This window comes from Actinomycetota bacterium, assembly GCA_035697485.1.
Taxonomy (GTDB): Bacteria; Actinomycetota; UBA4738; order UBA4738; family HRBIN12; genus JAOUEA01.
On the sequence record DASSCU010000049.1, the window covers coordinates 26,064 to 51,810 of the forward strand.

The following is a 25,747-nucleotide window of genomic DNA, read 5'->3' on the forward strand; positions in this document are numbered from 1 at the left end:
CCGGTCCGATGGAAGGAGGGGGCGACATGAGGAAGCGATCCCTCGGAGCGCTCGCGGCGGGAGCCCTCGTGATCGGCCTGCTCGTCGGTGGAGTGTCGGCCGGTCCGGTCACCGACGCGACGGTGTTCCTCGCGCACGGCATCCCGGGCCAGAAGGTCGACGTGTACATCGCAGGCGACGAGGTGCTGTCGAACTGGCGCTACGGCAAGGTGGCGACGCTCGAGAACGTCGCGCCCGGCGTCTACAAGGTGAAGGTGCGCACGCCCGCCCAGTCCGGCAAGGGCACCCTGCTCGTCGGCGCCTCGCTCGAGATCGAGGCGGGCGACAACGTCACGGTGGTCGCCTACGTGAAGTCGGGTGACCCGTTCCTGCAGGCGTTCGACAACGACGTCGTGTTCACCGACATCGGCGACGCGATCCTGCAGGTCCGGCACACGGCGAAGGCGCCGAAGGTCGATGTGTGGGCCAACGGGACCGAGATCACGCCGGGCGACGGCATCGCCAAGGGTGAGGAGTTCGCCCTCGAGGTGCCGCCGGGCGTCTACGCGTACTGGGCGGCCGCCCACAACGACTTCGTGCCCGTGATCGGGCCCGACGTCTCCGAGCTGGAGGCTGCACACGCCTACCAGGTCATGGCGGTCGGCACGAACGCGTCGAACTACCGGTTCATCGTGATCGACCAGGACTTCACGCCGCCTCCGGCGTGACGTCCTTCATCGGCGCGAGCCCAGGGCCCCGCCGGCGGAGCCGGCGGGGTTCCTCGTTCGTCCTCGCTCGTCGCGTGTGCGGCTCACGCAACTACTCCAAGATAGACTAGTCGCCGATGAGCTGCGTCGTCGCATGACCGGCTGCCGCGACCCCCGCGACGAGCAGGACGACACCGGCAAGCCGCAGGCGCGGGTTCCGAAGGGCGAGGATGGCGACGACCAGGCAGGCCGACCCGACCCCGAGCTCGATCAGCCAGGTCGCGGTCTCCACGACGCGGGACCCTATCGAAGCCGGTCGAGGCGTTCCCGTGTTCAGGTCCGCTTCCCGTAGGCTTCCACGCACGATGGACGTCGCGATCGTCGGGGGCACGGGGAAGGAAGGCTTCGGCCTCGCGCTGCGCCTGCTCCTGGCCGGCCACCGGGTGACGATCGGCTCGCGGTCGTCCGAGCGAGCGACCGACGCGGTCACGCGGGCTAAGGAAGCGCTCGGCGAAGCCGTCGACGTCGAGGGGGCGGAGAACGCGCCGTCGGTGCTCGGCGCCGACATCGTCGTCGTGACCGTGCCCTTCGCCGGCATGATCGAGATCTACGCCTCGATCGCCCCCGCCCTGCAGCATGGACAGGTCGTGCTCGACGCGACGAGCCCGCTGATGGCGGCGGTCGGCGGCAAGGCGTGGGAGGCGATCCGCCCCTGGCAGGGATCGGCGGCCGAGCTGGCGGCCTCACTCGTGCCCGACGGCGTCTCGGTGGTGGCCGGCTTCCACACGATCGGCGCACACACCCTGATGGCGCTCGACGAGGAGATCGCGTCCGACGCGCTGCTCTGCGCCGACGACGAGACGGCGAAGCGAAGGGTCGGGGAGCTGATCGACTCCGTGCCCGGCATGCGTTGGGTCGACGCCGGGCCGCTCGCGAACGCCCGGCTCACCGAGCCGCTCACCCCGCTGATCATCATGATCAACCGGCGCTACAGACTGAAGGACGGCGGGTTCCGCATCACGGGCCGTGACGGGTGGGGGGCGCCCGAGCCATGAGCTGTCCGGGCCGTTTGGTGGAGATCGACGACACCTCCCTCTGGGTGGTCGAGCGTGGTCATGACGACGGTGTGCCGCTGCTCGTCCTGCACGGCGGGCCTGGGCTCGACCATCACGAGTTCGCCGACTACCTCGATCCGCTCACCGAGCGGGGGGTACGCCTCGTGCTCGTCGATCTCCGGGCGTGTGGGCGCTCCGAGCGGCCGTCACCACAGACATGGACGCTCGAGCGTCATGCGCAAGACGTGGTCATGCTCGGCCGGGCGATGCACCTCGAGCGCTGGGCGGTGTTGGGGCACTCCTACGGCGCCTTCGTAGCGCTGCAGCAGGCGGTCGACTACCCGGGCTCGGCGGCGGCCGTGATCGTGAGCAGCGGTGTTCCCTCTGCGCGGTTCCTCGAGCGCGTCGACGAGAACCTTCGCGCGCTCGAGCCCGCTGACCTGCGCGACCAGGTGGCCGCGTCGTTCGCGCGCGAGCCCGAGGTGTCGACGTCCAAGGAATTCGAGGACCTGATGCGCGATCAATGGCCGTTCCACTTCGCGTTCCCGGGCGACTCCCGGATCGAGGAGTACCGGCTGCGCAGCGCCGGCATGATCTACTCGCCCGACGTGCTGCGGCATTTCGCCGGCGGCGAGCAGGGCGCGATCGAGGTCGAGGATCGTCTCGACGAGGTGTCCGTTCCTACGCTGGTGCTTGCCGGCCGCTCGGATCGCACCTGCGTTCCCGAGGCGTCGGCGGCGATCGCGGACGGGATCGCGGACGCCCAGCTGCTGGTCTTCGAGGCCAGCGGGCACATGACGTTCGTGGAAGAGCCTGAGGTCTACCTCGAGGCGGTGTCGCGGTTCCTGGGCTGGAAGGAAGACGAGGACGAAGGCTAGTCGATCACCGCGAGAACCTGGCCGGTCTCGACGACCTGGCCGGCGCGGATCGGCAGGTCGGTGACCTCGCCGTCGCGGGTGGCGGCGATGTGGTTCTCCATCTTCATCGCCTCGAGGATGCAGATCACCTCGCCCGCCCTGATGTCCTGACCCTTCTCGACCAGCACCTTGACGATCGTGCCCTGCATCTCGGCGCGGACCTCTCCATGCACGTGCTCCTGGTGGCCGGCGGCGTGGGCCTCGGGGGGCTTGGGGGCCACGCCGCGGCGCTCGTCGAACACGCGCACGGGCACCCGGTGGCCGTCGACCTCCACGAGGATGTCGGCAGGGCGTCCCTCACGCGCCGTCGGGCCCGACGGGCCGAGCTCGGCCTGCGCCGGCAGGTCGGCCTCGGCGAGGGCGCGCTCGGCCCACGTGGTCGTGTGGCGTCCCGTCTTGAATTCCTTGGACTCGAGCACCCACAGATGCGCAGGGATCGTGGTCGGCACACCCTCGACCGTGTACTCGCCGAGCGCGCGGATCATCCGCCGGCGGGCCTGCTCGCGGTCGGTGCCCGCGACGATCAGCTTCGCGAACATCGAGTCGTAGTCGCCGGGGATCTCCCCCCCCTGGCCGAATCCGGCGTCGACGCGGACGAAGGGGCCGGCGGGCTCGACGTAGCCGGTGATGTGCCCTGGCCCCGGCATGAAGTTTCGCCCGGGATCCTCGGCGTTGATGCGGCATTCGATCGCGGCTCCCCTCGGCTCGACGGAGAGACCGGCGATCGAGGCGCCCATCGCGATCTCGAGCTGCAGGGCGACGAGGTCGAGGCCCGTGACCATCTCGGTCACGGTGTGCTCCACCTGCAGGCGCGTGTTCATCTCCAGGAAGTAGAAGTCGCCGTCCTCGTCGACGATGCACTCGATCGTGCCTGCGTTCACGTAGCCGGTCTCGCGCGCGAGCGCGATCGACGCGTCGGCGAGCCGCTGGCGCATCGTGTCGTCGATCGCGGTCGAGGGTGTCTCCTCGATCAGCTTCTGGTGGCGCCGTTGCACGGTGCAGTCGCGTTCCCCGAGGAACACGACGTTGCCGTGGGTATCAGCGAGGATCTGCGCCTCGACGTGGTGGGCGCGGTCCACGTAGCGTTCGAGGAAGACTTCGGGTCGCCCGAAGTAGGACTGCGCCTCACGCGCCCCGCGCTTCAGCGCCTCCTCGAGGTGGCCGGCGTCGCGCACGATGTGCATGCCCTTGCCGCCGCCACCGAAGGCGGCCTTCACGAGCAACGGGAACCCGATGCGCTCGGCCTGCTTCCTCGCCTGCTTCGCGTCGACGGGCTCGGGCGTGCCGGGCACGATCGGCATGCCGCTCGCGTCCGCGGCGCGGCGGGCGGCCGCCTTGTCACCCATCATCTCGATCGCCTGCGGCGGCGGGCCGACGAACGTGAGCCCCGCCTCGGCCACGGCCTCGGCGAAGTGGGCCCGCTCCGACAAGAAGCCGTACCCGGGGTGGATCAGCGTCGCCTTGGCGCGACGGGCCGCGTCGACGATCGCCTCGATCGACAGGTACGAGGACGAGGCCTGGGCCGGCCCGATACGGAAGGCCTGGTCGGCCATCTCCACGTGCATGGCGTCGCGGTCCGCGTCGGAGTAGACGGCGACGCTCGTCATACCGAGTTCGCGACAGGTGCGGATGATGCGGACGGCGATCTCGCCGCGGTTCGCGATCAGCACCTTGGGCCTCATGACTGCCTCACTGGCAGGACCACCGTCCGTTTCCTCGGGCGCTTCCTCGGCGGGTACTGGCCCGGGATACTCTCCGGACTCTCGACGCGAGTCAACGTGGGGCGATGACGATGACGGCGACCGAACTGGAACGAGCCGCAGCCCTCGCGGGTCTCTCCGCCTCCGTGCACTGGCAGGAGGTTACCGGGTCCACGAACGCCGACGCCGTCGCGCTCGCCGAGGACGGCGCTCACGAGTGGACGCTCGTCGGCGCCGGACACCAGACGGCCGGGCGAGGCCGGAGAGGCCGGACCTGGCTCGACCGCCCCGGCGATTCGCTCATGACCTCGCTCGTGCTCCGCCCGGCGATGCGCCCCGACCGGCTGGGCCTGCTGACGCTGCTCGCCGGCGCCGCCTGGGCGGAGGCGGCGACGGACGCGACGAGCCTCGAGGTGCGCTGCAAGTGGCCCAACGACCTGCTCGTGGCCGGACGGAAGGTGGGTGGCGTGCTGGCCGAGTCCTCGGTGCAGGGCGACGAGGTGCGATGGGTCGTGATCGGCTCCGGAGTGAACCTCGCGGACCCGGGCGTCGAGGACGCCGGGGGGCTCGGTGAGGTCGACCGGGCCCCACTGCTCGGTGGGTTCCTCGCGCGCTTCGCGCGCGGATATCGGATGCCCCCGGCGACGTTCGTGGGCGAGGTCGTCGGGCGCTGGTCCGCGGTCTCGGCCACCCTGGGGCGGCAGGTGGCGGCGGTCGCCATCGACGGTACCCGCCGAGAGGGCGTCGCCGTCGCGATCGATCCATGGGGACGGCTGGTGCTCGAGACCGCCGACGGTCCGGTGGCCGTGGCGTCCGACGACGTCGAGCACCTCCGCTGACCCAGCTCGTTGCCTGGAACCTCCCGCTTGGGTAGCGTCTCGCGCATGTTCCCTCGGAAGCTGCTGATCCCGGGTGAAGAGGTCGTCCTGGAGCTGCGGCCGCATCCGGTCGCGCTGGCCATGCCGGTGATCGCGCTCCTGGTCGGCACCGCCTTCGCGTCATGGCTCTCCACGAAGATCGACGGCGTCGTGGTCTGGGTCGCCTGGGCGGCGTGGCTCGCGCTGATGCTCGGGTTCGTCGTGCCGAAGGCGGTCGCGTGGTGGACCTCGATCTTCGTGGTCTCGACCGACCGGGTGATCAGCCGCGAGGGGTTCATCGCGAAGCGCTCGATGGAGATCCCGCTGGAGCAGGTGAACGACGTGCGGTTCGAGCAGGGCATCTTCGACCGCATCGTGGGTGCGGGCACCCTGCTGATCCAGTCGGCGAGCACGAGCGGAACGAACTCGTTCGACCACATCCGTCACCCCGAGGAGGTGCAGCGGACCATCTTCCATCAGGGGGAGCTGAACCAGCAGCGGTCCGCCCATCGCTCGGCCTCGGCGGCTCCCGCGCGCCCCGACGGCTCGGGCGCGCCGCCCGCGTCGCCGTCCGTCACGATCGAGCTGGAGCGCCTGGCCGACCTGCGCGCGCGGGGCGTGCTGACCGAGGAGGAGTTCCAGGCCCAGAAGGCCCGCATCCTCGGCAAGGGCTGAGCGGGCTCAGGCGGGCCCCGTCGAGGCCGGCTCGGCTGCGAGCACGAGCACCGTGTCGCCTTCGGCGAGGAGCAGGTCGCCGGCCGGGTTCGCGATCACCTGACCGCCCACGCGGCGTACCGCGAGCACCGGTCCGCCCGCGTCGGCGACGGGGCGGCCCTCGAGGGTGGAGCCGTGCGCGACCACGCGCTCCTCGACGGACAGCGCGGGCCGGCCCTCTTCCTCCTCGCCGAGCACGTCGACGAGCTCGGGCCGCATCGCCATCTTCGCCATGTGCTGGCCGCTCGTGACGAACGGCGAGACCACCCGGTCCGCGCCGGCCCGCTCGAGGCGCTCCGGCGAACCGGGCTCGGAGGCGCGCGCCACGATCTGCAGGTCGGGCCGGATCGAGCGGGCGATCAAGGTGATGTAGACGTTCGTCGCGTCGGAGTCGACCGCGCAGACGAGCGAGTGCGCCCGCTCGACGCCGGCGCGCTTGAGGACCGCCTCGCTCGAGGGGTCGTCGATCAGGAAGGGCACCCCGTCGGCTTCCATGCGCTCGCGCAGATCCTCCTGCGGGTCGATCACGACGAATGCCCGTCCGTTCGCGCGCAGTTCCCGCGCGACCGCTCGCCCGACCCTGCCGTAGGCGCAGATGATCGTGTGGTCCCGAAGCCGGTCGATGTCGCGTTCCATGCGTCTCCTCCTGCTCCGCGCCCCGAGCTGGCTCTCGGCCACCATCTGCGCGATCAACGCCACCGAGATCAGCGCCAGGCCGACCCCCATCACGAGCAGCACGATCGTGAACACTCGCCCGTTGGTGTCGAGTGGGCGGACCTCTCTGAACCCGACCGTGGTGAGCGTGATCACCGTCATGTAGACGGCGTCGAGGAACGACCAGTCCTCGAGCACCCAGTACCCGAGCACGCCGAACACGAACACGGCCACGAGCGCGGCGAACGTCCATCGGACGCGCCGTGACAGGTCCGAGCCTCGGGCCGTGCCGTTCACGAGCGGAGGCTACCCCCTCGGGCGAGCCCTGTCGGCGGCCGTTCGGCCCGGGTGACGCAGGCACCGAGCCCGTGCGACCATCGCGGCCATGATCGGCGAGATCGACCACGTCTACTACTGGGTGCGCGACATGGAGGCCGCGGTGGCGTTCTACCGCGACGTGCTCGGGCTTCCTCTCCTACGGCGAGACGGGGACGAGTGGGCCGAGTTCGACGCGGGACCGATCCGGGTGGCGTTGCACGGCGGTGGCGAGGCGTCACCCGGCAACGGCACGATCGTGTTCCGTGTCGCCGATCTCGACGAGGTGCGCATCGTGCTGACGGGCCGCGGCGCGCACGTCGACGATCACGTCGGGGAGGTCGAGGGGTTCGCCCGGTTCGCGACGGTGCGTGACCCCGACGGCAACCCGGTGCAGCTGATCGAGTACGTGGCATGAGCGCGGAGCGCGCGCAGGACCGCCGGAAGGGCGCGGCGGACCCGGCCGCGGACGCGCTCGACGCTCCTGCGCAGGAGGAGGTGGGCCTCGAGGCGTGCCGTCGATGCGGCCAGACGGTGGCCGCCGACGCGAACTTCTGTCCGAACTGCGGCGCGCCGATCGTCGTGCCCGCGGCAGCCGAGCGCCGGGTGGTCACCGTGGTCTTCGCCGACTTGGCAGGGTCGACCGAGCTCGCCGCGATGCTCGATCCGGAGCGCTTCCGCGACGTGCTCGCCGCGTTCCACGGCATGGTGACCGATGAGATCACCGCGCTCGGGGGACGGGCCGAAGGCTTCATCGGCGACGCCGTGCTGGGCGTGTTCGGCGTGCCGATGCTGCACGGCGACGATGCCGAACGGGGGGTCCGTGCGGCTCTCGCGATCGTGCAGCGGGCGGGTCGCATCGGCGCACGGTTGGAGCTGCCGGTGCCGGTCCATGTGCGGGTAGGGGTGAACACCGGCCAGGTGGCCGTGGGCTCGCCCTCCGATCGCAACATCGTGATCGGGGCCGAGGTCAACATCGGCGCGCGGCTGCAGCAGGCGGCCAGTCCCGGCGAGGTGCTCGTGGGCGAGCGGACACGCCTGCTCGTCGGCGACGCGATCGAGTTCGGCGAGCGCCGATTGATCGAAGCCAAGGGTTTCGAGAAGGCGATGGCCGCGTGGCCGGCGATCGGCGTCGTCGGTCCGCAGACGCGCCGGTCCATCTCGCTCGTGAACCGCCGGCGGGAGCTCGCCCTGCTCACCGACACGTTCGAGCGCGTGCGCGTGCGCGAGCGCGCCCACCTCGTGACGCTGCTCGGCGAGCCAGGCATCGGCAAGACCCGGGTGGTCGAGGAGTTTCTCGCCGGGTTGCCCGAGGGCGTGCGCGTGCTCGCGGGCCGCTCGAGCGCGTTCGAGGAAGAGGTCACGTTCTGGCCTCTCGCGCAGATGGTCTACCGCGAGATCGGTACCGACCGCGGCGCTTCCGACGACGAGGTGCTCGATCGCCTCCGCTCGTTCGTGCAGGAATGGGTGGAGGACGATGACGTCGACGAGGCAGCCCGGCGGCTCGCGATGGCGCTCGGCGTCGACGCCGACCGTGAGGAGCAGCGCTACCACGCCGCCGAGGTGCGCCGCGGCATGCTGAGCGTGCTCACCGGCCTCGCGTCACGAGGGCCTGTGGTGCTGGTCTTCGAGGACATGCAGGAGGCCGACCCCGTCCTCCTCGATCTGATCGAGCAGCTCGTCAAGGAGGCCCGGAAGGTCCCGCTGATGGTGCTCTGCGTCGCACGGTGGGAGTTCCTGGAACAGCGCCCGAGCTGGGCGGGCGGCATCGCCGATAACGTGACCCTGTGGGTCGAGCCGCTCACGCTCGGCCACGCCGCCGAGCTCGCGATGGAGGCCGGCGGCTTGCGTCACGACGACGCAGAGCGCGTCGCCCAGCACGCTGGGGGCAATCCGTTCTTCATCGTCGAGATCGTGGGCATGTTGCGCCGGGAGGAGCGAGATCTGCCGCCGTGGGGGCCTGCGCCCAGCGGACGGCTGCTGCCCCCCACCGTGCAGGCCGTGATCGCGGCCCGCATCGACCAGCTCTCGCCCGCAGCGCGCGAGCTCGTGCGCCGGGCGTCGGTCTTCCCTCAAGGGCGTTTCGACCTCGAGGAGCTCGCCCTTCTCGTCGAGCCCCGGCAGGAGCTGCTCGACGAGGCCGAGGACGACGAGCTGCTGATGCGCGACGAGGACCGCCCCGGCGTGTGGCGGTTCGGCTCCGACGTGCTCCGCGACGTGGCCTACGACTCGCTCGCCAAGCGCGAGCGCCAGCGGCTGCACCTGCGCGTGGCGAACAAGCTGTCGGAGGGCGACCAGGCCGATCGCTTCCCCCGCACGGTGGCGTTCCATCTGGAGCAGGCGGCCCAGGCAGCGCTCGACCTGAACCCAGGCGATCGCACGCTGGCCGAACGCGCCGTCGACGCCCTCGCCCACGCCGGCCACATCGCGCGCCGCCGCATCGAGTCGCGGTCGGCCGCCGACCTGTACGAGCGCGCGCTGGTCATGGCCGGGTCCGACGATCACTGGGGCGACCGGGAGGCCTGGATCCTGAGTGTGTTGGGCGAGGCCCGCTACTGGTTGGGAGAGTTCGACGCCGCCGAGTATGCGCTGCGCCGCGCCGTCGCGCTCGGTGGGGACTCCAGCGACAAGGTCTGCGCGCACGGTTCGCGGTTCCTCGCGGACATCACGCTCACGATCCACGGTGACCGCCCGCTGGCGGCGGCGTTGTTCGAACGCTCGCTGCAGGCGGCACGCCGGTTGGGTGAGCCGCACGTGCTCGCCCGCACCCTGCTCATGGCCGGCTGGGTGCCGTTCTGGTCGAACGACCTGCCGACGGCCGAGGCGATGTTCCGCGAGGCGCTCGTCGCCGCCCGCTCGGCGGAGGGCGGCGACCCGTGGGGCGAATCGCGTGCCCTGGTCGGCATCGCCAACGTGATCTCACCTGCCGGCGACGAAGAGGAAGCTCTGCGCGTCGGACTCGAAGCTCTCGCCGTCGGAGAGGACGCCGGGCAGGCGTTCACCGCAGCCGTCGCGCACGAGACGGTGGCCGCCTCGCTCCGCCGGTTGATGCGGCTCGACGAGGGTCTCGAGCACTCGGAGGCCGCGATCCGGACGTTCCGTGAGCTGGGCGCGCGGTGGGAGCTCGCGAGCGCGCTCGGCGATCGTGGCGCGATCTACCGTCTCGCCGGTCGCCTCGAGGAAGCCGAGACCGACCTGCGCGAGGCGTTCGTGCTCTGCCGCGACCTGCAGGAACGGGCGTTGGTCACGTGGACCGCGGCCGAGCTCGCGCGCATCCTCGCAACCCGTGGCGACCCCTCGTCGGCTCGCCAGGTGCTCTCGGATCCCACCGCTCGCCTGGCCGACGGCGAGCCCGGGTCGTCGACGGCGCTGCTCACGGCGGAGTGCCTGGTAGCCCTCGTGGAGGGCGACGAGGCCACCGCTCGCATGAAGGCCACGACCGCGATCGAGGCCGAGGCGGGCCCCGGAGGCGTGACGAACGTGTGGGCGGCGCAGGTGTGGTGGGCGGGGAGCCTGTTCGGATCTGATGCCGCGGGAGGCGAGGATGCGATGCGCGAGGCCCGCGATCTGCTCGAACGTCACCACTGGAAGCAGGCTCTGCGCGAGCCCGATCTGGCCTCCGACCTGCGGCGATAGTGCCCGCGGGGTCGACCGGGGCTCAAGGGTTCGAGCGCTCGGCCCGAGGATGGTTGCATCGGCCGCGTACCCGAGGGAGCCTGTGACGGCGTCGGGCCGGTTGCCAACCCTTCCCTCGGTCCGATATGGGTACACGCTCACACATGACGAGAACGCACCACTCCTTCCCCGTGGCGTTCCGCGTCGTCGCGGTCGCGACCGCGCTCGTCGCCCTCGTCGCGCTGGCCGCCGCCAGCGGCTCGGCGACCCCGAAGGATGATCTCCGGGAAGCGCGGGAACGACGACGACAGGTCGCGGCTCAGCTCGATTCCGCCCAGGGACAGCTGGCGACGATCGACGCCCGCCTCGCGACCGCGATGCAGAAGCTCGAGGAGGCGACGGGTCGCCTCGAGGAGGTCACGGCGAACCTGCAAGCGACCCGGGAGGAGCGCGACGCCGCCGAGGCCCGTTCCGCCCGCATCGAAGCGCGGTTGAACGAACGGGCCGCCGAGGTGTTCATGGAAGGCCCCGCGTCCGACGTCGGCTTCTACCTCGGCGCGACGTCTCTCTCGGACCTCTCCGACCGAATCGAGTTCGTCGATGTCGTGCAGCAGGAAGACGCCGATCTGGCGCAGGCGGTGCTCAACGTGCGCCACGAGCTCGAGGCGGCAGAGGCGCGGCTCGAGGAGTTGCAGTCCGAGGCACGGCGCCGCCAGGCGGCGGCCCAGGAGCTGCAGGCGCAGGTGCAGGCCGACCTCGAGGCCCAGCAAGCGGTGCTCGCCGATGTGCGTACCTCGCTCGCCGACGCCGAGGGCGATGAGAAGCAGGCCAAGAAGGCCTACGAGGAGTGGCAGGCCGAGCTCGCCGCGACCGGTTACGGCGGCCACGGATCGGTCGCCCTGCCTGAGGCGTGGCAGGGCGTCTTCAAGGTGTGCCCGGTCGACCAGCCGCGGGGGTTCGGCGACGGGTTCGGTGCTCCCCGGTACGTGGGGGGCTACCACCTGCACAAGGGAGTCGACATCGTCGCGCCGCTCGGCACGCCGATCCGCGCGACGTTCGACGGCGTCGCCAGCGACGCCACGAACATCTACGGCGGCAAGGCCGTGTACGTGCAAGGACAGTACGGGTCGACGTACAACGCGCACATGACCTCGATCGCGAAGCTGGGGCCGGTGCAGGCCGGCGACGTGATCGGATACGTGGGCTCCGACGGGCTCGCCGGCGGCGAGGTCAACCACAACCACTTCGAGTTCCGCCCGAGCGTGATGCCGTCGAACTGGCCGGCGAGCTACTACGGGTACTCGATCATCGAGGACGCGATCAACCCGTACCCGCTGCTCGTGGCCGCCTGCGGCTAACGCGCCCGGCCGCGGATCAGCAGCCCGATCCCGATCAGGAAGACGGCGCCGGCGGCGACCAGCAGTGCCACGGCCAACGGCGGTGTGCCGCCCGACCCCACTCCTGCCGGGCTCGGTGACGGCGGGGCGGGCACCCCGGCGATCATCACGTAGCCCAGCCCCGGCACCTGGGCCTCCGCCTGCTGCTGGCCGGGGGAATCGGTGGTCTCGAGCGACTCCCACGACTCGCCGTCGCGCGAGAAGAGCATCTCGTGGGTGTTCGCGTGCAGCGTCGAGGTCGCCGGGTAGACGAGGATCACCTGGATCGGCCGGTCCAGGTCACGGACCGGATCGCGCGAGGGCCGATACCTCGCGCTCAGGCGAACGGCGTTGCCGAAGACGGCGAGGTCGCCGCCCGGTGGCGAGAGCCCGGCCGGATCGACCGGTGCCACCAACAGCTCGACCGACCGCTGCTTCGGCGCGGCTCCGATCGATCCGTCGTCGATCACGATCGTGACCTGGCTGTCGGAGGTGAACACGACCTGGGTGCCGACCCCTCCCTCGAGCAGGGGCAGAGCGAACCGTCCCGAGCTGGGCTCTTGGTTCGTCGCCGCGAGCCCGGGCGGCGGCGAGACCCATCGGTAGTTCACGGGGCCGAGGCCGTCGAGCAGGGGACCGCGCGCCAGAGGGGAGAGGGAGCCCGACCACGCGGCGAGGGCCGCGTAGGCAGCGATCACGGCGATACCCGCCATGAACGCCGCCCGGGTGACGATCGGTACCGGCCGCGTCGTCACGGAACGATGTCCATCGCCCGCACCTCGTGGGTCGCGAGCTCGGGCGGCCAGACGACCATGTGCTCCCCGGGCACCATCCATTCCCAGATCACGGCGGCCGCCGCCACGTTGTCGCCGGCGGTCGCGGTCCCGGGATCGCCGAAGCGCAGACCGCTGCCGTTGGGGAGGCTCCCCATCGGGAGGTCGGCCTCGAGCGCTGCGTCCGCGATCGCATCGGGAGCGACCGTGCCCGACGCGTCGATGGCGGTGGGCATCACCTCGGCGAACAAGGCCCACGCCGCGGAGAACCCGGCGAGCGCCGCGGAGCTCATCTCCTCGCCCCATCGCTCGTCATAGGCGGTGCGGGCCCGCTCGAGGAGCGCGGCGCCATCGGGGCGCAACGTCGACGGATCGATCGCGTCGCCGCTCGGCTTATCCGAGGCGAACAGGCCGACGGCGCCGTCGCCGAGCGCGGCGCCGAACTCGGGCATGCAGTAGGACGACGAGGTGCCGATGCTCGCGAGCAGGTCGACGTCGTTGCGCACGAGCGCGCGCCGCAGCTCGACCGCGTCGACGAGGTAGGCCGACACGAAGAGCACGTCGGCGCCCGATCGATCGATCCGCCGGGCCAGCGCGTCGTAGTCGACCGTCCGGAAGTCGTAGCCGAACGCGCCCACCACCTCGAGATCGAGGTCCGCGGCGGCCTGGAGGGCACCGCTCGCGACCGACCGTCCGTACACGTCGTCAACGAACGAGACCGCGTACCGCAGGTCGGCGGGGGTACGCCCGAACGCCTCGGCGAGCGGGCCGTCCACGAACGAGATCGCGTTGCGTCCGAGCACCGCACCGGTCGGCGGCATGCGGAACGTGCGCTCCCCCTGCTCGGAGCGCTCGGTGAGCATGCCGACCGCTCCGGTCTCCCAGAACAGCATGTCGTTGGCGGCTGCGGTCTCCGATGCGGGCGCCGAGATCGTGCTGCCGTAGCTGCCGAGTACGATGTCGATCCCGTCGGCGTGCAGGTCTTCGACGGCCCCCGGCGCGGCCTCGGCCGCCGAGACGTCGGTCGAGACGATCTCGATCGTGCGTCCGTCGACACCGCCCCCCTCGTTCACGAGCTGCGCCGCGAGCAGGGTGCCGCGGTGCTCGTCGATGCCGCCCTGCCCCTGCGACCCAGAGAGCGGGTAGACGGCGCCGACCGCGATCGTGTCGCCGCCCGGGTCGGTCGGTCCGGTCGAGCAGGCCGCGGTCGCGATCGCCACCGTGGCCACCAGTGCGAGCCTGCGTCTCATCGCATCACCGTCATCGCGAGGTTGGCCGCGGCATGGGTCGCCGCGGGAACGGTCCAGGTTCCCGACGCCCAGCGCTGCCACGACAGCAGCAGCCCGGCGCCCAGGTCGACGGGGAGGGCGGCCATCCCGTACAGGGGCACGTGCACGAGGGCGAACGCCAACGCGGTCACCCCCACGGCCACGATCGCGCCGTGCCGTCGAAGCGCCCCGTAGGCCGCCCTGCGGAAGAGGGCCTCCTCGGTGACGGCCGCGAGCAGCGCGAGGGGCAGGGCCCATGCCGCGTAGGGGGCGGCGACGGGACGGCCGGCTGCTGCGGTCGCGACCGTGACGCCGGCGAGCCCGGTCGCGAGCACGACCGCTGGGGTGAGCCTCGCCGGCTCGGGGGACGTGGGCACGAGGAGCGACGCCGCGAGGATCGCGAGCAGGATCGCCGTGAGGCCGACGACGCGTCCGGTCGTGCCGAGTGCGGGCAGCCACAGCCGCGCCAGCAGCAAGGCCGCGCCGGTCACCACCAGGCCGAGGGTGGCGAGGTCGGGCGCGGCGCGCTCGCGCGGGCGGACGGCGCTCATCCCTTGGCCTCGAACGTCACCGCGGCCAGCACCCTCGGGTCGAACGGGGCATGGTCGTTGGCCACGAACTCCACCTGGAGCAGATGCTCGCCGGGGGTGAGGTCGGCGAGCAGCTGCGAGGTGCCCGAGGTCATCGAGACGAGCTTCCCGTCGAGCATCACGTGCAGGTGCCCCTCGTCGGGCCTCAGGTCGGTCGAGGTCTGGTCGACGACCTCTGCCCCCTGCAGGTCGATCTCGAGCTGCGTCGTATCGCCCGCGACGCGATCGCCGTTCTCCGGTCTCACGATCGTGAGCTCGGCCGTGCTCGCGGGCCGTTCCACCGCCACCGTGGGCGACGCCGCCGAGGTCGGCGCGCCGTCGTCGGCGGCTCCACCGCAGCCCACGAGCGCCGACGCGGCGGCGAGGGCCGCCACGAGGGCGACCGGCGCGATCCCGATGCGTCGCACGTCAGATCTCCTGTTCCTGGCTCGCTTGCAGCACGGTACCGCCCACGGTGGTCGCCACGACATCGAACCGCCACGAGCCGACGTCGGTCTCGATGGGCGCGGCGAAGTGTCCCGGGGTGAGTCGGGTGACGTCGAGCGTCTCGGTCGTGCCTTCGGGGCCGGTGGCGACGACGACGAGCCCGGAGAGCTCGAGCTCATCGCCCTCGGGGTCGAAGGCCGTCACGTGATACTCGTTCGTGCCAGGAGCGCCGGGATCGAGGTAGAGCTGGAGCTGCTCGTCGGTCGACATCGTGACGGTCTCGATGTCGGGGAGATCGCCGGAACCCTGGGCCACGACGCTGGTCGTCGGGGGGGCGCGCGTGACGAGCACGAGCGGCACCTCCGTCGTGCGCGCCCCCGATCGAACTTGGACCACCAGGTCCCAAGCGCCGGCGAGCGAGAGCTGGGTGCCGGCGCCCGTCCAGACGGCCGGGGCGCCGCCACCGGCCGGCTCGTCAGCCTCCAACGGAAGCGTCGCCGGCTCGATCTCGGGGCGTCCGATCGCCGCCATCAGCACCGCGACCTCGTCGGCCTCGACCGGGGTTCCCTCGTCGTAGTCGACGATGCGGGCCTCGAACGTGTTCGGCCCGGCGCTGCCGGGCGTGGCCGTGAACGTCACACGCGTGGTCGTGGCGAAGTCCGCGCCCGACGCCGAGACCGACGCAGCGGCCGGCTCGTCCGATGGGTCGTCGGCGGGGTCGGGGTTGAGGCTCGTCAGCACGCCGGTCAGGCCGAAGACGCCGAGGGCGGCGACGAGTTCGATCGCGACCACCTGGCGCAGCAACGTGCCGTCTCGCTGCAGCCGGGGGATCGATCGGCGGCGGTTGAGCGCGCCGAGGCCGATCAGCAGGAACGCGATCGAGATCTTCACGATGAGCGTCGTGCCGTAGCTCGTGCCGGTGAGCATGGCCCGCACGTCGCCGATGCCCCCGGCCTCCCCGACGGTACGCGCGATGCCGGTGAGCACCACGACGAGCAGCGCCCATCCGGCGATGCGCGAGAACCGGGCCACCTCGGCGACGGGAGCGGGCGCGGCCCCGGTACGCCGCTCGCGCACGAGCAACAGCAGCGGCAGGAGCCCGCCGATCCAGACACCGATCGCCAGGAAGTGCACCCACTGAGCGATCTCTGCCGGGAGCGCGGGCACGAGCGCCGCCGCATGGCCGCTCGTGGCACGCACGAGCATCGCCGCCGCGGCCGCCAGGCCGAACGCGACGAGCGGGACGCGGCTCGGCCCTCGGCTCGCGACGAACGATGCGGCGAGCGTGATCGCGGTGGTCCCGAGCAGCCAGACGTAGGAGCGCCCGGCGGCCGACGAGAGCAGGTCGCCGACCGACGCGCCCACCACGTCGGCCTCTGCGATCGTCATCGCCACCGCCCCGACGAGCGCCGAGGTGCCCGCGAGAGGAAGCAGCACGCGTCGCGCCGGCACGATGCCGTCGAACGCGACCACGCCGGAGGCCGTCGTTCCCACGGCCACCGCCAGGCCGGCATAGAGCAGCACCTTGCCCGCGACGGCGAGCGGCGACGGCGAGGGTGTGGACGGCGCCTCGGGAACGGCGGCGACCTCGCCCTCGGTCACACCGACGCCGAACGCGAACGCACCGGCCGTGAGGTGGCCGTCGGCGGTCGAGACGACGCGCCACGAGACCGTGTAGACACCGTTGCCGAGGTGGTGTGGGAGCGTGACCCGCACGGAGCGGGGGGCCGACCCGCGTTCGAGGGGGCCGGTCTCGATCTCGGCGCCGTTGGCGTCGAGCACCGCGACCGACGACAGATCCGGGTCGGGGGGTTCGGTGAACGCGAGCATGACCGACGCGGGCGGTGCCGCGAGCAGTTCGCCCGCAGCCGGGTCCGACGACTCGAGTCCGGCGTGCGCCGAGGCGGCGGCCGCGAGCGCCACGAGCATGCCGACGCCGGTCGCAGCGGCCGCGATCGCCCTCGCGACGCGGTGAGGCGACCTGCTCGAGCCCGCCGACGTCATGGACCCTCCGTCTCGAACCGCACGACCGCCGTGACCCGCGGATCGAAGGGGGCGTGGTCGGCGGCCACGTACTCCGCCAGCAGGGTATGTGACCCGGGCGGCACGTTGCGCAGGTCCACCACCTGCACGAGCCCGTAAGTCATCGAGACGAGCTCCCCGTCGAGCACGAGGTGCACGTGGCCGGTGTCGGGGGCGAGGTGGGTGCTCGTGTCCTCGACGATGCGACCCCCCCGCAGGTCGAGGACCACCTCGACCTCGTCGCCGATCACGGTCTGGCCGTCGGTCGGGGCCGCGAACCCGAGGGCCGCTGCGGAGGATGGCCTGGGTCCCGGGTCGCTCGCCGAGGCGCCGGTCAACGTCGCGGGTGACGGAGCGAAGATCGCCCGGGGGGCGATCGCAGCCGTGACGGCCAGCGCGGCGGCCGCGGCCAGCAGCCCCGGCCCCGCCCAGGCGGGCATGCGGGGGAACCCCTTCCCCTTCAGGCGGGACCACCCCACCCATCCGACCCAGAGCGCGCCGAGCAGCAGCACGACCGAGAGGGTCTCGTCGACCGCCCCTTGATGGGCGAGCATCGCCGTCGTCCTGGCCGCCTCAGGCTTTCCGCCGGCTCGACGCCAGCGCGGCGATCGCGGCGATGATGCCGATCGCGCCGAGCACGACGCCGACCGTACCGACGGTTCGAGCGCTCGAGGCGGCGTCGTCCGCCGAGGCGGCGGCGGCCTCCGCGGCGGAGACGGCGTCTGCGGTGCGAGCGGACTCCTCGTCGATGCGCGTGGCGAGCTCCTCGTTCGAGGGCGCCTCGACCGCCGGGAACGACGCCGCGGCCGCGTCCTCGACCATCGAGAACGTGTCGGGACCGGAGGTCATCTCCTCGTTGATCTCCTCGCCGTCGATCGTGCCGGTGAAATGGAAGGTGTACCTGCCCGGCTGCGACGGCACGAAGTCTGCCCGGTACTCGCCCGGCTCACCGAAGACGAGGTCGCCGCCCTCGAAGAAGAACCACGGCTGCATGTCCATGGGTTCCGACGTCTCGTCGCCGAAGGTGATCTCGACCTCGACGTCGCCGGGTTTCAGGTCGTTGACGGGCTCACCGCCGTGCTCGACGTGCACTTGCGCGGCGTTGGGCAGACCCGCGTAGGCGGGCTCGTCGGCGAACCCGATCGTGAGGACGAGGTCGCCCTCGCCGGCCTCGCCGTGGGCGAGGGCGGGTGCGGCCGCCAGCAGCATCATGCCGGTGACGGTCGCGCCGAGCGCGGCGCGCGTGACGATGGAACGACGCATGTGGTGCTCCTTCCCGAGATGCATTCCCGGAGATGCGTGCTGGCCACGTCGCTCGGGCTTGGCGTGGTCGGCGTGGCGTTCGGAACGATGAGGCTCAGGGGAGGGAGGGAGGAGCCCGGCTCGCGGCCGCGCGGATCGCGGGACGGGGCGGAGCGTCGAACGGGGCGATCGGGACGGTCGCCACCGGACGCGCAGCGGTGGGCGTGCTGAGGCCGGCCTGCGCCTCGGCGGCCTCGGCTGCACGGTCGGTCGCCCGCAGCACACACGCGCCGACGACAGCCACGGCGACCTGCGCCGCGAGGCCGATCGCGAGCAGACGCCCATGGGTGAGGCCGTCGAGGGAGGCGCCCGACGCGAGCCGCTCGCCAGCCTCCATCGCGACGAACGTGACCGACTGCACCGCGGCCAGCGTGGCCGCGTCGAACCCGAACGAGCCTCGGTCCTCCCGCCTCGAGACGCGGGCGAGGAACAGCGCCGCCAGCCCGAGGGCGCCGGCGAGCAGTGCGACCTGGGTCGCGTAAGGCAGGTAGCCGTGGCCGGTGGCGCGCAGCAGCTCCTCGCGGGCGTGGGCCTGCGGCGTGCCGAGCGCGTAGGCGAGCCAGTGCCCGAGCAGGAGCCCGGAGCCGGCGATGCCCGCCGTGGCCACGGCGCGGCGAGGATGCGTACCCCTCATCGCGTCGATTGTAGTGTTGGCGCCGACATCCAATGGGACGGGGGACGATGCAGGCCAGGGACGTTCGCACGGTGGGGGTCGTGGGGTGCGGTCTCATGGGCTCCGGCATCGTCGAGGTGGTCGCCCGCATCGGCATCGACGTGGTCTTCCTCGAACCCAGCGACGGGCTCGTGGAGGCGGGCCGCGAGCGCATCGAGGCGTCCACCGGCCGCGCCCTCGAGCGCGGCAAGCTCACCGCTGAGGACCGTGACGCGATCCTGGCGCGCATCGGTGGCTCGACCGAGATCGCCGCGTTCTCAGACGTCGACCTCGTGGTCGAGGCCGCGACCGAGGATCCCGAGATCAAGCTCGAGACGTTCCGGAAGCTGGACGAGTTCACCCGCGACGAGGTCGTGCTCGGCTCGAACACGTCGTCCATCCCGATCGCGACGCTGGGCGCCGTCACGGATCGGCCCGACCGCGTGATCGGCATGCATTTCTTCAACCCGCCCCCGGTGATGGGCCTCGTGGAGCTCACCCCGTCGCTGTCGACGAGCGAGGAGACGATCGCCTTCGCCCGAGGGTTCGGCGAACGGCTTGGCAAGACCGTGGTCGTGGCGAAGGACCACGCCGGGTTCATCGTGAACCGACTCGTGATCCCGTACATCTGCGCGGCGATCCGCCTGCTCGACGAGGGGTTCGCGAGCCGCGAGGATATCGACACCGCGATGACGCTCGGCATGAACCACCCGATGGGACCGCTGCGCCTCGCGGACTTCATCGGCCTCGACACGGTCCTGCAGATCGCCGACGTGCTCCACGCCGAGTTCCGCGATCCGCTGTACGCACCGCCGCCCAGGCTGCAGCGCATGGTCGACGCGGGACACCTGGGCAGGAAGAGCGGCCAGGGCTTCTACGAGTATTGACCCGACGTGGCTCGTCCCGACCGATCAGGTGCCAACGCGAGCCGTCCCGACTCGCGCCGGCGGGGCGGAGTCGTCGCCGCTCCCTCCCGAGCAAGCGACCGCGACCACAAAGAAGGTGCATGACAGAGCGAGCCAGCGGAGGCGCATCTCGCCGCGTCCTTCGACCGGATGGTGCGACGAGTGCTCGTCAATCGTCTTCGCCGCACCCTCCGATCCTGATGTGGTACGTGCCGCTGAACACCTCGTTGGGGACGCCGAAGTCGACGGCGGACTCGATGAGGTGGCGTCCGCACCCCTGTGTCGGGATTGTGAGGAAGGTGCCGGTGAGCGACGCACGGACCGAGCCGGTTCCGACGCCGATCGCATCGAGGAAGCTGCCCGACCGCGACCTGATCGTGAACGCGCCGAGGTTGATGGTCTTGCCGCTGGTCCCGACACGGTCACCGTCGTACTTCACCCACGAGGACACCGGTGCGAATCCTGCGTCGGCCGCGGCGATGAGTTCCGCGTCCGTCGTGCCGTCGGCGGGGCTGAATGTGAACCAGGCCGCGTGGGAGAACACGATCGGGGTGTCCGCCGGCACGTCGCACCAGAGCTCGAGGTCCTCGGCGATCGGGGGAGCGATGAAGAAGCGGCCGTCGACCACCCCCCCGCACGTTCCTTCGAGTGACGCGAGGAGCGGGCTCGGGCTCGAGCCGAGCGCCCACCTGCTGTACTCCCGTGCTCGGGGCTGGTGCGTCCGGTGGATGCCGGCAACGCCTGCACGCGCCGGGATCGCGGCGACCATCAAGAGCGAGACCAACAGAGCGAGGAGTGAGATCCGCCGAACCATCGCGTCCCCTTTACGGGTTGGTTGGCGGGCAGCCGCCGATGACGCTACCCGCAGGCGCACTTCTGCGCAACCCCCGCGGACGTGATGCAACCGTGTTGACCGGTGGCGCATCTGCGGCTACCGTCCGGGCACCCCGCCAAGGGAGAGACGGCGATGCGAGCACGATCGGCGAGACCATCGTTCGCGGTGGTGGTCGCTGGCATGCTCGCGGTCGCTGTCGCGGCCTCCCCGGCGATCGCGACCTTCCCTGGTGGGAACGGAGACATCGCCTACCTCAAGATCGGCGGATCGTCCCTCGCGATGCGCGCCATCGCACCCGACGGCACCGGCGACCATCAGCTCTCGGTCGGCGCGAGCGACGCCGTGGACGCCGAGTACACACCCGACGGCACCTCGGCGGTGATCGCCGAATCGGGCCATCGCCGCGGGCGGATCGTGCTGCTGGATCTCGCGACCTCGGACCGCACGGTGATCCTCGGACGCCGAGACGCGCCCGGCCAGCCCTTCTCGCTCGGGGTGTCGCCCGACGGGGGGAGCGTCGTGTTCTGCGTGTTCGCTCGGCGAGGGTACCGCCTGTACACCGTCGACGTCGACGGATCGAACCTCACGAGGATCTCGTTCGGCACCGACGATTGCCACGCCGACTGGGGCAGCAACAACCGCATCGTCGCCTCCGAGGAGATCCAGCGTGGCGCCCAGCAGGTCGTGACGATGGCGCCCGACGGCAGCGACCGCGAGGTCGTCGAGACGATGCCTCCGCCGGAGGCACGCTGGAACGTCATCTGGTTCGTCGTGCCGAACTGGGCCCCCGACGCGTCGCGCATCGTCTTCGGAGCCCAGCGCAACCGGGTGTACTCGGACATCTTCGCGATCGACCCCGACGGGGCGAACCTCTCGAACCTGACGGGCACACGACGGCGCAGCGAGTACGGCCCGCTGTTCTCGCCCGACGGCGCCCTCGTGGCGTTCACGCGCGAGCAGCCCGTGCGGCGTGGACCGGATGCCGGGGATCTCTGGCTCATGGATGCCGACGGTGCGAACGTCACGCGGATCACCGACACCGAACGCCGCGACGAATACTCGCGCTCGTGGCAGGCGATCGTGCCGTAGGGGTCGACAGACGAGCCGGTCGCCTCCCACGCGCCGTTGCGAGCATCACGAGGCGAGTCGATCGCATGCGCGAACTGTCATGAGCACTGAGCGTGGGAACGACAGACTCGCCTTGCGGCGCGGACGATGTCCTGTAAGGCTTCGGCCGTGACGACGAAGGAGAACGCCGCGCTGCTGGCGAACTCGGCCTTGTTCGTCGACCTCTCACCCAAGGCGCTCGAGTTCCTCGCCGAACGTGCGAACCGACTCGACCTCGAGCGAGGTCACACGATCTTCCATCAGCGGGACGAAGGGGACACGCTCTACGTGATCGCCGAAGGCCTCGTGAAGGTGTGGGTCTCGTCGGGGGAGGGCGGCGAGATGGTGCTCGCCACCCTTCGGAGTCCCGACGCGTTCGGCGAGCTCTCGGCGGTCGACGGGCGGCCTCGATCCGCCTCTGCGACGACCCTCGAGCCGACGATGCTCGTGGCGCTCGACCGGGCCACGTTGCTCGATGCGGTCCATCGACACCCCGGTGTGGCCGACGGCATGCTCCGCGCGCTGGGAGGCCTCGCACGCAGGATCACCGAGCAGACGTCGGATCTCGTCTTCCTCGATCTCGCGGGTCGGCTCGCGAAGACCCTCGCGACGCTCGCCGCACGCGACGGCAGGGTCGAGGGCGAGACGGTCGTGCTGGAGTTGCCGCTCACGCAGACCGAGTTGGCCGAGATGGTCGGGGGCTCGCGCCAGAGCGTGAATCAGAGCCTGAGGATGTTCCAGAACCGCGGGTTCCTGGAGCTCCGCGGCCGCGAGGTCGTGATCTCGGACCTCGAGGCCCTCCGGCGGCGCGGCTCCCGCTGAGCCGCGGTCGCGTGCTCGCGGCACCGGTTCCGTTCAGGAGGGCGCCTCGTCGAGGAGTGCCTGCACGCTCTCCTCGTCGAGCGGCACCTGGCCGTCGGCGACCACCCGGCGCAACAGCTCCGCCCAGCCAGGTCCCGCCGCGTGGGCGACCGCGATCGTGCGGCGAGCGTCGTCGAGGCGACCGGCCTGCGCCATCGCCACCGCCGCCCAGAACGCCAGCTCGGGATGGTCGGGCTGGATCTCGAGCGAGGTGAACCGCTCGCGCATCGCGCCGTCGAGGTCGTGGGCGAGCTCGAGCTCCTCGGCGCGCTCCGCGTGGCCGTACGCCCGCCAGAGCCGCACCAGCCTGGCCAGCTCGTCCACGGGCGTGGCGTGGTCCTCGACGCGTAGGTCGAGCAGCCGATCGCCCCACTCGGTGCCTGTCGGCTCGGCCGCCACGACGACGATCGCGGCCGATTGCATGCCGCGGATGTCGCCACCCTCGTCCTGGCCGGCCGCGAGGGCAGCCATCAGGCGGTCGGGGAGGTCACGCTCGGCACCGCGGTACGCGGTGGCCATCGCCTTCCACACCGTGTCGCGCTCCATCATGTTCGCCTGCACCGAGAACCCGTCGCCGGTCACATGTCCGAACTGGCGGATGCAGTCGGCTCCTGTGTGGACCCCCACGCGTCCACGAGCATCGACGAACGCGACCTGTCGAACCGCTCGGTCGGGGTCGGCTCGCACGAGCGTCTCGAGCGCCTCGGAGGCGCTGCGCCCGCGTCGCATCAGCTCCAGTCCGAGCGGGCCATAGGAGCGCTCGGCGAACGACTGCGTCGCCACGGCGCCCACGCCCGCCTCTGCCCACGAGACCACGCTCCCGACCGAGAACCAGTGCGACTGCACGGCGACCCCGAGGCGGCCGGTCTCGGGGTCGCGGGCGACGATCGAGTAGGTCATGGTGGTTCCTCCCTCGACCTGGCGTTCCTCGCGAGTGCCATCAGCACTGTCTTCGCCTGGAAGGGCGTGAGCTCGGGGTGCTTGGCCAGGATCAGCGTCAGCACACCGGCGATGTGCGGCGCGGCGAACGAGTTCCCGGTCGCGACGATCGTCTTGCCCTCGAGCCAGGGCACCTCGACGTCGATGCCCGGCGCCCCCCACTCGGCCGGCGGTGCCGGGTTGTAGTCGAATGCGAGCGGGTCGTCGACGTCCTCGTGCGAGGCCACCGAGAACACGGACGAGTACTCGGCCGGGAAGCTCGGTCCCGGCATGTTGTTGATCGCGCACACCAGCATCACCCGGCGGAACGCGGCCTCGTCGGCGATGCGGTGGAACACGGAGTAATAGTCGCGCTTGCCGGTCGACAGCGAAAGGTTGATCACTCTCATGTCGCTGCGGAGCGCCCATCGCAGCCCCGCGGCGAACACGAACCCCTTCCCGGTGAGCTTGGGTCCGAGCACGCGCACGCTGTAGATCTCGCAATCGGGGGCGAGACGTCGGATCACGCCGGCGCACGCAGTGCCGTGACCGAACAGGTCCTCGTGCGGCCCCTCGGTGAAGCGCACGTTGCCGGGTGCCTCCGGGTCGAAGTCCACGGCCACGGCGCCCTCGACGCTCCGCACCCACGGGTGATCGGCGTCGATGCCTGAGTCGAGTACCGCCACCTTGACCCCCGAGCCGGTGCTGTCGCCCCATGCCCACTCAGGCGTGATCTCGTGCGGCAGGTCGACGTTGATTTGTTGTAGCGCCCCCGGTTGGAAGGCCCACGACCATGCGGGACGCATGGCTAGTCCCGGGTTTCCTGCGCGTACGTCAGGAAGGTGTACAGCAGCTCGGTCGCGGCCTCACGCTCCTTCGGGCCCAGCGAGCCGACCTCGGAGAACAGATCGAGCAATTCCGCCAGCTCGCGAGTCGGTCCCCGTGTCTTCTCGGCGATGCGCTCCAGGGCGGCCGTGAGGTCGTCCTCCTCTGCCGCGATCGACGCCGCCTTGAAGATCACCCGTCCGAGCGAACGGAACATGCGCGTCGTTTCGAGCGTGACGGCGGCCTGTCGCGCGAGCGTCGAGACGAGTCGCGACTCGTCGTGGGCGCCTGCACGACCTTCGGGAGCGTCGAGGATCTCGATGACACCCATGGCGCCGGCGTCGGTCTCGAGCGGGATCGCGAAGACCGACGAGGGCGTGTACCCGGTTGCGTCGGCGATGTCCCGCGCGAAGCGCGGGTCGCTCGGCGCGTCGGAGATCGTGATCGCCTGGCCCGACGAGAGAGCCCAGCCGGCGATACCTTTGCCCGCATCCATCTGCATGCCTACCACCTGGTCGCCTGCTGCGCCCGACGCGGCGACGAACGTGAGGGTTTCCTTGGTCGGGTCGAACGAGGCGATCGAAGCGGCCTCGGCCCCCGTGATCTCTCGCACTTCCTCCACGATCCAGTCGAGCAGTTCCTGGTAGCCGGGGGGCTCGATCGCGGGGCCGAGGTCGGATGCCGCGCGCGCGAGCACGGCGAAGTGAGCGTTTGGGTCCGGTGAGGATTCCTTCGTCGTCGAGCCGTCGTCGCTCATCGCCGCGGATGCTACCCGCACCGGCGTCCAGGCGCGACATCACGGTGTCGGCAACACGACACCCTGGAAGTCGCCTGCATGACACCCATCAGCACTTGCATGGTCGATGATGCAGGGGTCAGGATGAGCCCCAGACCAGAGGGCTCCCACCAGAAGGAGGTTCAAGATGTCGGACGAGAGGAAGATCGAGGCAGAGGACACCGAGGGTCAGAAGAAGCGCCTCGACGAGGACGACGCCGAGGGCCAGCGGCAGAGGCGGGCCGGTCTCGCCGAGGACGACGCCGAGGGTCAGAGGAAGCGCCTCGACGAGGACGACACCGAGGGTCAGCGGCAGAGGCGGGCCGGTCTTGCCGAGGACGACACCGAGGGTCAGCGGCAGAGGCGGGCCGGTCTTGCCGAGGACGACACCGAGGGTCAGAGGAAGCGCCTCGACGAGGACGACACCGAGGGTCAGAGGAAGCGCCTCGACGAGGACGACACCGAGGGCATGATCAGGTCTCGGCGCACCGTGGACGAGGACGACACCGAGGGTCAGAGGAAGCGCCTCGACGAGGACGACACCCTCGAGCAGGCGTGACGATCGTCCCGATCCGCACCACGGGGGCCGCCTTCGGGCG

Annotated in this window: 27 protein-coding genes; 12 read left to right on the forward strand and 15 right to left on the reverse strand. The window is 71.2% G+C overall.

Annotated elements, in window-relative coordinates; all coding sequences use genetic code 11:
* Nucleotides 1–26 precede the first annotated feature (26 nt).
* Nucleotides 27–707: a DUF4397 domain-containing protein gene (locus VFI59_12380; GenBank protein HET6714492.1), complete on the forward strand. Its 681-nt coding sequence runs from the start codon at nucleotides 27–29 to the stop codon at nucleotides 705–707.
* Nucleotides 708–813: 106 nt separating this feature from the next.
* On the opposite strand, the gene VFI59_12385 is transcribed toward VFI59_12380, so the two are convergent.
* Entirely contained in the window at nucleotides 814–978 is a 165-nt protein-coding gene (locus VFI59_12385; GenBank protein ID HET6714493.1) for a hypothetical protein, read from the reverse strand.
* 73 nt (nucleotides 979–1,051) lie between these two features.
* Here VFI59_12385 and npdG point away from each other — a divergent pair, with 73 nt between their 5' ends.
* Together npdG and VFI59_12395 are read left to right on the forward strand one after the other, a co-directional pair.
* Entirely contained in the window at nucleotides 1,052–1,741 is a 690-nt protein-coding gene (gene npdG / locus VFI59_12390) for an NADPH-dependent F420 reductase (protein HET6714494.1), read from the forward strand.
* Nucleotides 1,738–2,619, forward strand: coding sequence for an alpha/beta fold hydrolase (locus VFI59_12395; protein HET6714495.1), 882 nt, complete (start codon nucleotides 1,738–1,740; stop codon nucleotides 2,617–2,619). Before npdG ends, VFI59_12395 begins: the two co-directional genes overlap by 4 nt.
* On the opposite strand, the gene VFI59_12400 is transcribed toward VFI59_12395, so the two are convergent.
* On the reverse strand, nucleotides 2,616–4,340 hold the full coding sequence (locus VFI59_12400) for a biotin carboxylase N-terminal domain-containing protein (protein HET6714496.1): 1,725 nt from the start codon (nucleotides 4,338–4,340) through the stop codon (nucleotides 2,616–2,618). The two genes, VFI59_12395 and VFI59_12400, sit on opposite strands and share 4 nt — an antisense overlap.
* Before the next feature lie 110 nt (nucleotides 4,341–4,450).
* Between VFI59_12400 and VFI59_12405 the strand changes: the two genes are divergently transcribed.
* Together VFI59_12405 and VFI59_12410 are read left to right on the forward strand one after the other, a co-directional pair.
* Complete coding sequence (locus VFI59_12405) at nucleotides 4,451–5,197, forward strand: biotin--[acetyl-CoA-carboxylase] ligase (protein HET6714497.1); 747 nt, start codon at nucleotides 4,451–4,453, stop codon at nucleotides 5,195–5,197.
* A 45-nt stretch (nucleotides 5,198–5,242) separates the two neighbouring features.
* Nucleotides 5,243–5,890, forward strand: coding sequence for a PH domain-containing protein (locus VFI59_12410; protein ID HET6714498.1), 648 nt, complete (start codon nucleotides 5,243–5,245; stop codon nucleotides 5,888–5,890).
* 6 nt (nucleotides 5,891–5,896) lie between these two features.
* On the opposite strand, the gene VFI59_12415 is transcribed toward VFI59_12410, so the two are convergent.
* Nucleotides 5,897–6,880: a potassium channel protein gene (locus tag VFI59_12415; protein ID HET6714499.1), complete on the reverse strand. Its 984-nt coding sequence runs from the start codon at nucleotides 6,878–6,880 to the stop codon at nucleotides 5,897–5,899.
* 88 nt (nucleotides 6,881–6,968) lie between these two features.
* Between VFI59_12415 and VFI59_12420 the strand changes: the two genes are divergently transcribed.
* The 3 genes from VFI59_12420 (at nucleotide 6,969) to VFI59_12430 (ending at nucleotide 11,871) form a co-directional block, all read left to right on the forward strand.
* Nucleotides 6,969–7,316: a VOC family protein gene (locus VFI59_12420; protein HET6714500.1), complete on the forward strand. Its 348-nt coding sequence runs from the start codon at nucleotides 6,969–6,971 to the stop codon at nucleotides 7,314–7,316.
* On the forward strand, nucleotides 7,313–10,534 hold the full coding sequence (locus VFI59_12425; protein ID HET6714501.1) for an AAA family ATPase: 3,222 nt from the start codon (nucleotides 7,313–7,315) through the stop codon (nucleotides 10,532–10,534). Before VFI59_12420 ends, VFI59_12425 begins: the two co-directional genes overlap by 4 nt.
* A gap of 143 nt (nucleotides 10,535–10,677) precedes the next feature.
* Complete coding sequence (locus VFI59_12430) at nucleotides 10,678–11,871, forward strand: peptidoglycan DD-metalloendopeptidase family protein (protein ID HET6714502.1); 1,194 nt, start codon at nucleotides 10,678–10,680, stop codon at nucleotides 11,869–11,871.
* On the opposite strand, the gene VFI59_12435 is transcribed toward VFI59_12430, so the two are convergent.
* From VFI59_12435 to VFI59_12470, 8 genes are all read right to left on the reverse strand, one after another.
* Nucleotides 11,868–12,644, reverse strand: a complete 777-nt coding sequence (locus VFI59_12435) for a hypothetical protein (GenBank protein ID HET6714503.1) — start codon at nucleotides 12,642–12,644, stop codon at nucleotides 11,868–11,870. The two genes, VFI59_12430 and VFI59_12435, sit on opposite strands and share 4 nt — an antisense overlap.
* Nucleotides 12,641–13,912 (reverse strand): ABC transporter substrate-binding protein, encoded by a 1,272-nt coding sequence (locus tag VFI59_12440; protein ID HET6714504.1) that lies wholly within the window; start codon nucleotides 13,910–13,912, stop codon nucleotides 12,641–12,643. Before VFI59_12440 ends, VFI59_12435 begins: the two co-directional genes overlap by 4 nt.
* Entirely contained in the window at nucleotides 13,909–14,481 is a 573-nt protein-coding gene (locus VFI59_12445; protein HET6714505.1) for a CPBP family intramembrane glutamic endopeptidase, read from the reverse strand. Before VFI59_12445 ends, VFI59_12440 begins: the two co-directional genes overlap by 4 nt.
* Nucleotides 14,478–14,927 (reverse strand): hypothetical protein, encoded by a 450-nt coding sequence (locus VFI59_12450; protein ID HET6714506.1) that lies wholly within the window; start codon nucleotides 14,925–14,927, stop codon nucleotides 14,478–14,480. The genes VFI59_12445 and VFI59_12450 overlap by 4 nt, the downstream gene beginning before the upstream one ends.
* A 1-nt stretch (nucleotide 14,928) precedes the next feature.
* Nucleotides 14,929–16,950: a copper resistance protein CopC gene (locus VFI59_12455; GenBank protein HET6714507.1), complete on the reverse strand. Its 2,022-nt coding sequence runs from the start codon at nucleotides 16,948–16,950 to the stop codon at nucleotides 14,929–14,931.
* Complete coding sequence (locus VFI59_12460) at nucleotides 16,947–17,522, reverse strand: hypothetical protein (protein HET6714508.1); 576 nt, start codon at nucleotides 17,520–17,522, stop codon at nucleotides 16,947–16,949. Before VFI59_12460 ends, VFI59_12455 begins: the two co-directional genes overlap by 4 nt.
* Nucleotides 17,523–17,541: 19 nt before the next feature.
* A complete protein-coding gene (locus VFI59_12465) occupies nucleotides 17,542–18,231 on the reverse strand; it encodes a hypothetical protein (protein HET6714509.1) in 690 nt (229 codons plus the stop codon).
* Nucleotides 18,232–18,325: 94 nt separating this feature from the next.
* Nucleotides 18,326–18,904, reverse strand: a complete 579-nt coding sequence (locus VFI59_12470) for a hypothetical protein (GenBank protein HET6714510.1) — start codon at nucleotides 18,902–18,904, stop codon at nucleotides 18,326–18,328.
* 47 nt (nucleotides 18,905–18,951) lie between these two features.
* On the opposite strand from VFI59_12470, the gene VFI59_12475 reads away from it, so the two are divergent.
* Nucleotides 18,952–19,809, forward strand: coding sequence for a 3-hydroxybutyryl-CoA dehydrogenase (locus tag VFI59_12475; protein ID HET6714511.1), 858 nt, complete (start codon nucleotides 18,952–18,954; stop codon nucleotides 19,807–19,809).
* Nucleotides 19,810–19,996: 187 nt separating this feature from the next.
* Here VFI59_12475 and VFI59_12480 read toward each other — a convergent pair whose 3' ends face one another.
* Nucleotides 19,997–20,641 carry a hypothetical protein gene (locus VFI59_12480; GenBank protein HET6714512.1) on the reverse strand — a complete coding sequence of 215 codons (645 nt, stop codon included), beginning with the start codon at nucleotides 20,639–20,641 and terminating at the stop codon, nucleotides 19,997–19,999.
* Nucleotides 20,642–20,794: 153 nt separating this feature from the next.
* Between VFI59_12480 and VFI59_12485 the strand changes: the two genes are divergently transcribed.
* A complete protein-coding gene (locus VFI59_12485; protein ID HET6714513.1) occupies nucleotides 20,795–21,751 on the forward strand; it encodes a hypothetical protein in 957 nt (318 codons plus the stop codon).
* Nucleotides 21,752–21,898: 147 nt separating this feature from the next.
* Nucleotides 21,899–22,591, forward strand: a complete 693-nt coding sequence (locus VFI59_12490) for a Crp/Fnr family transcriptional regulator (protein ID HET6714514.1) — start codon at nucleotides 21,899–21,901, stop codon at nucleotides 22,589–22,591.
* A 33-nt stretch (nucleotides 22,592–22,624) separates the two neighbouring features.
* On the opposite strand, the gene VFI59_12495 is transcribed toward VFI59_12490, so the two are convergent.
* Genes VFI59_12495 through VFI59_12505 form a run of 3 tightly spaced genes read right to left on the reverse strand, consistent with a single transcriptional unit; the run spans nucleotide 22,625 to nucleotide 25,130 of the window.
* Nucleotides 22,625–23,530 (reverse strand): DUF1028 domain-containing protein, encoded by a 906-nt coding sequence (locus tag VFI59_12495; protein HET6714515.1) that lies wholly within the window; start codon nucleotides 23,528–23,530, stop codon nucleotides 22,625–22,627.
* Nucleotides 23,527–24,354, reverse strand: coding sequence for a S8 family serine peptidase (locus VFI59_12500; GenBank protein HET6714516.1), 828 nt, complete (start codon nucleotides 24,352–24,354; stop codon nucleotides 23,527–23,529). The genes VFI59_12495 and VFI59_12500 overlap by 4 nt, the downstream gene beginning before the upstream one ends.
* 2 nt (nucleotides 24,355–24,356) lie before the next feature.
* Nucleotides 24,357–25,130: a GAF domain-containing protein gene (locus VFI59_12505; protein HET6714517.1), complete on the reverse strand. Its 774-nt coding sequence runs from the start codon at nucleotides 25,128–25,130 to the stop codon at nucleotides 24,357–24,359.
* Nucleotides 25,131–25,296: 166 nt separating this feature from the next.
* Between VFI59_12505 and VFI59_12510 the strand changes: the two genes are divergently transcribed.
* The gene (locus VFI59_12510) at nucleotides 25,297–25,707 is read left to right on the forward strand and encodes a hypothetical protein (GenBank protein HET6714518.1); all 411 of its coding nucleotides are present in this window, start codon (nucleotides 25,297–25,299) and stop codon (nucleotides 25,705–25,707) included.
* Nucleotides 25,708–25,747: the final 40 nt, after the last annotated feature.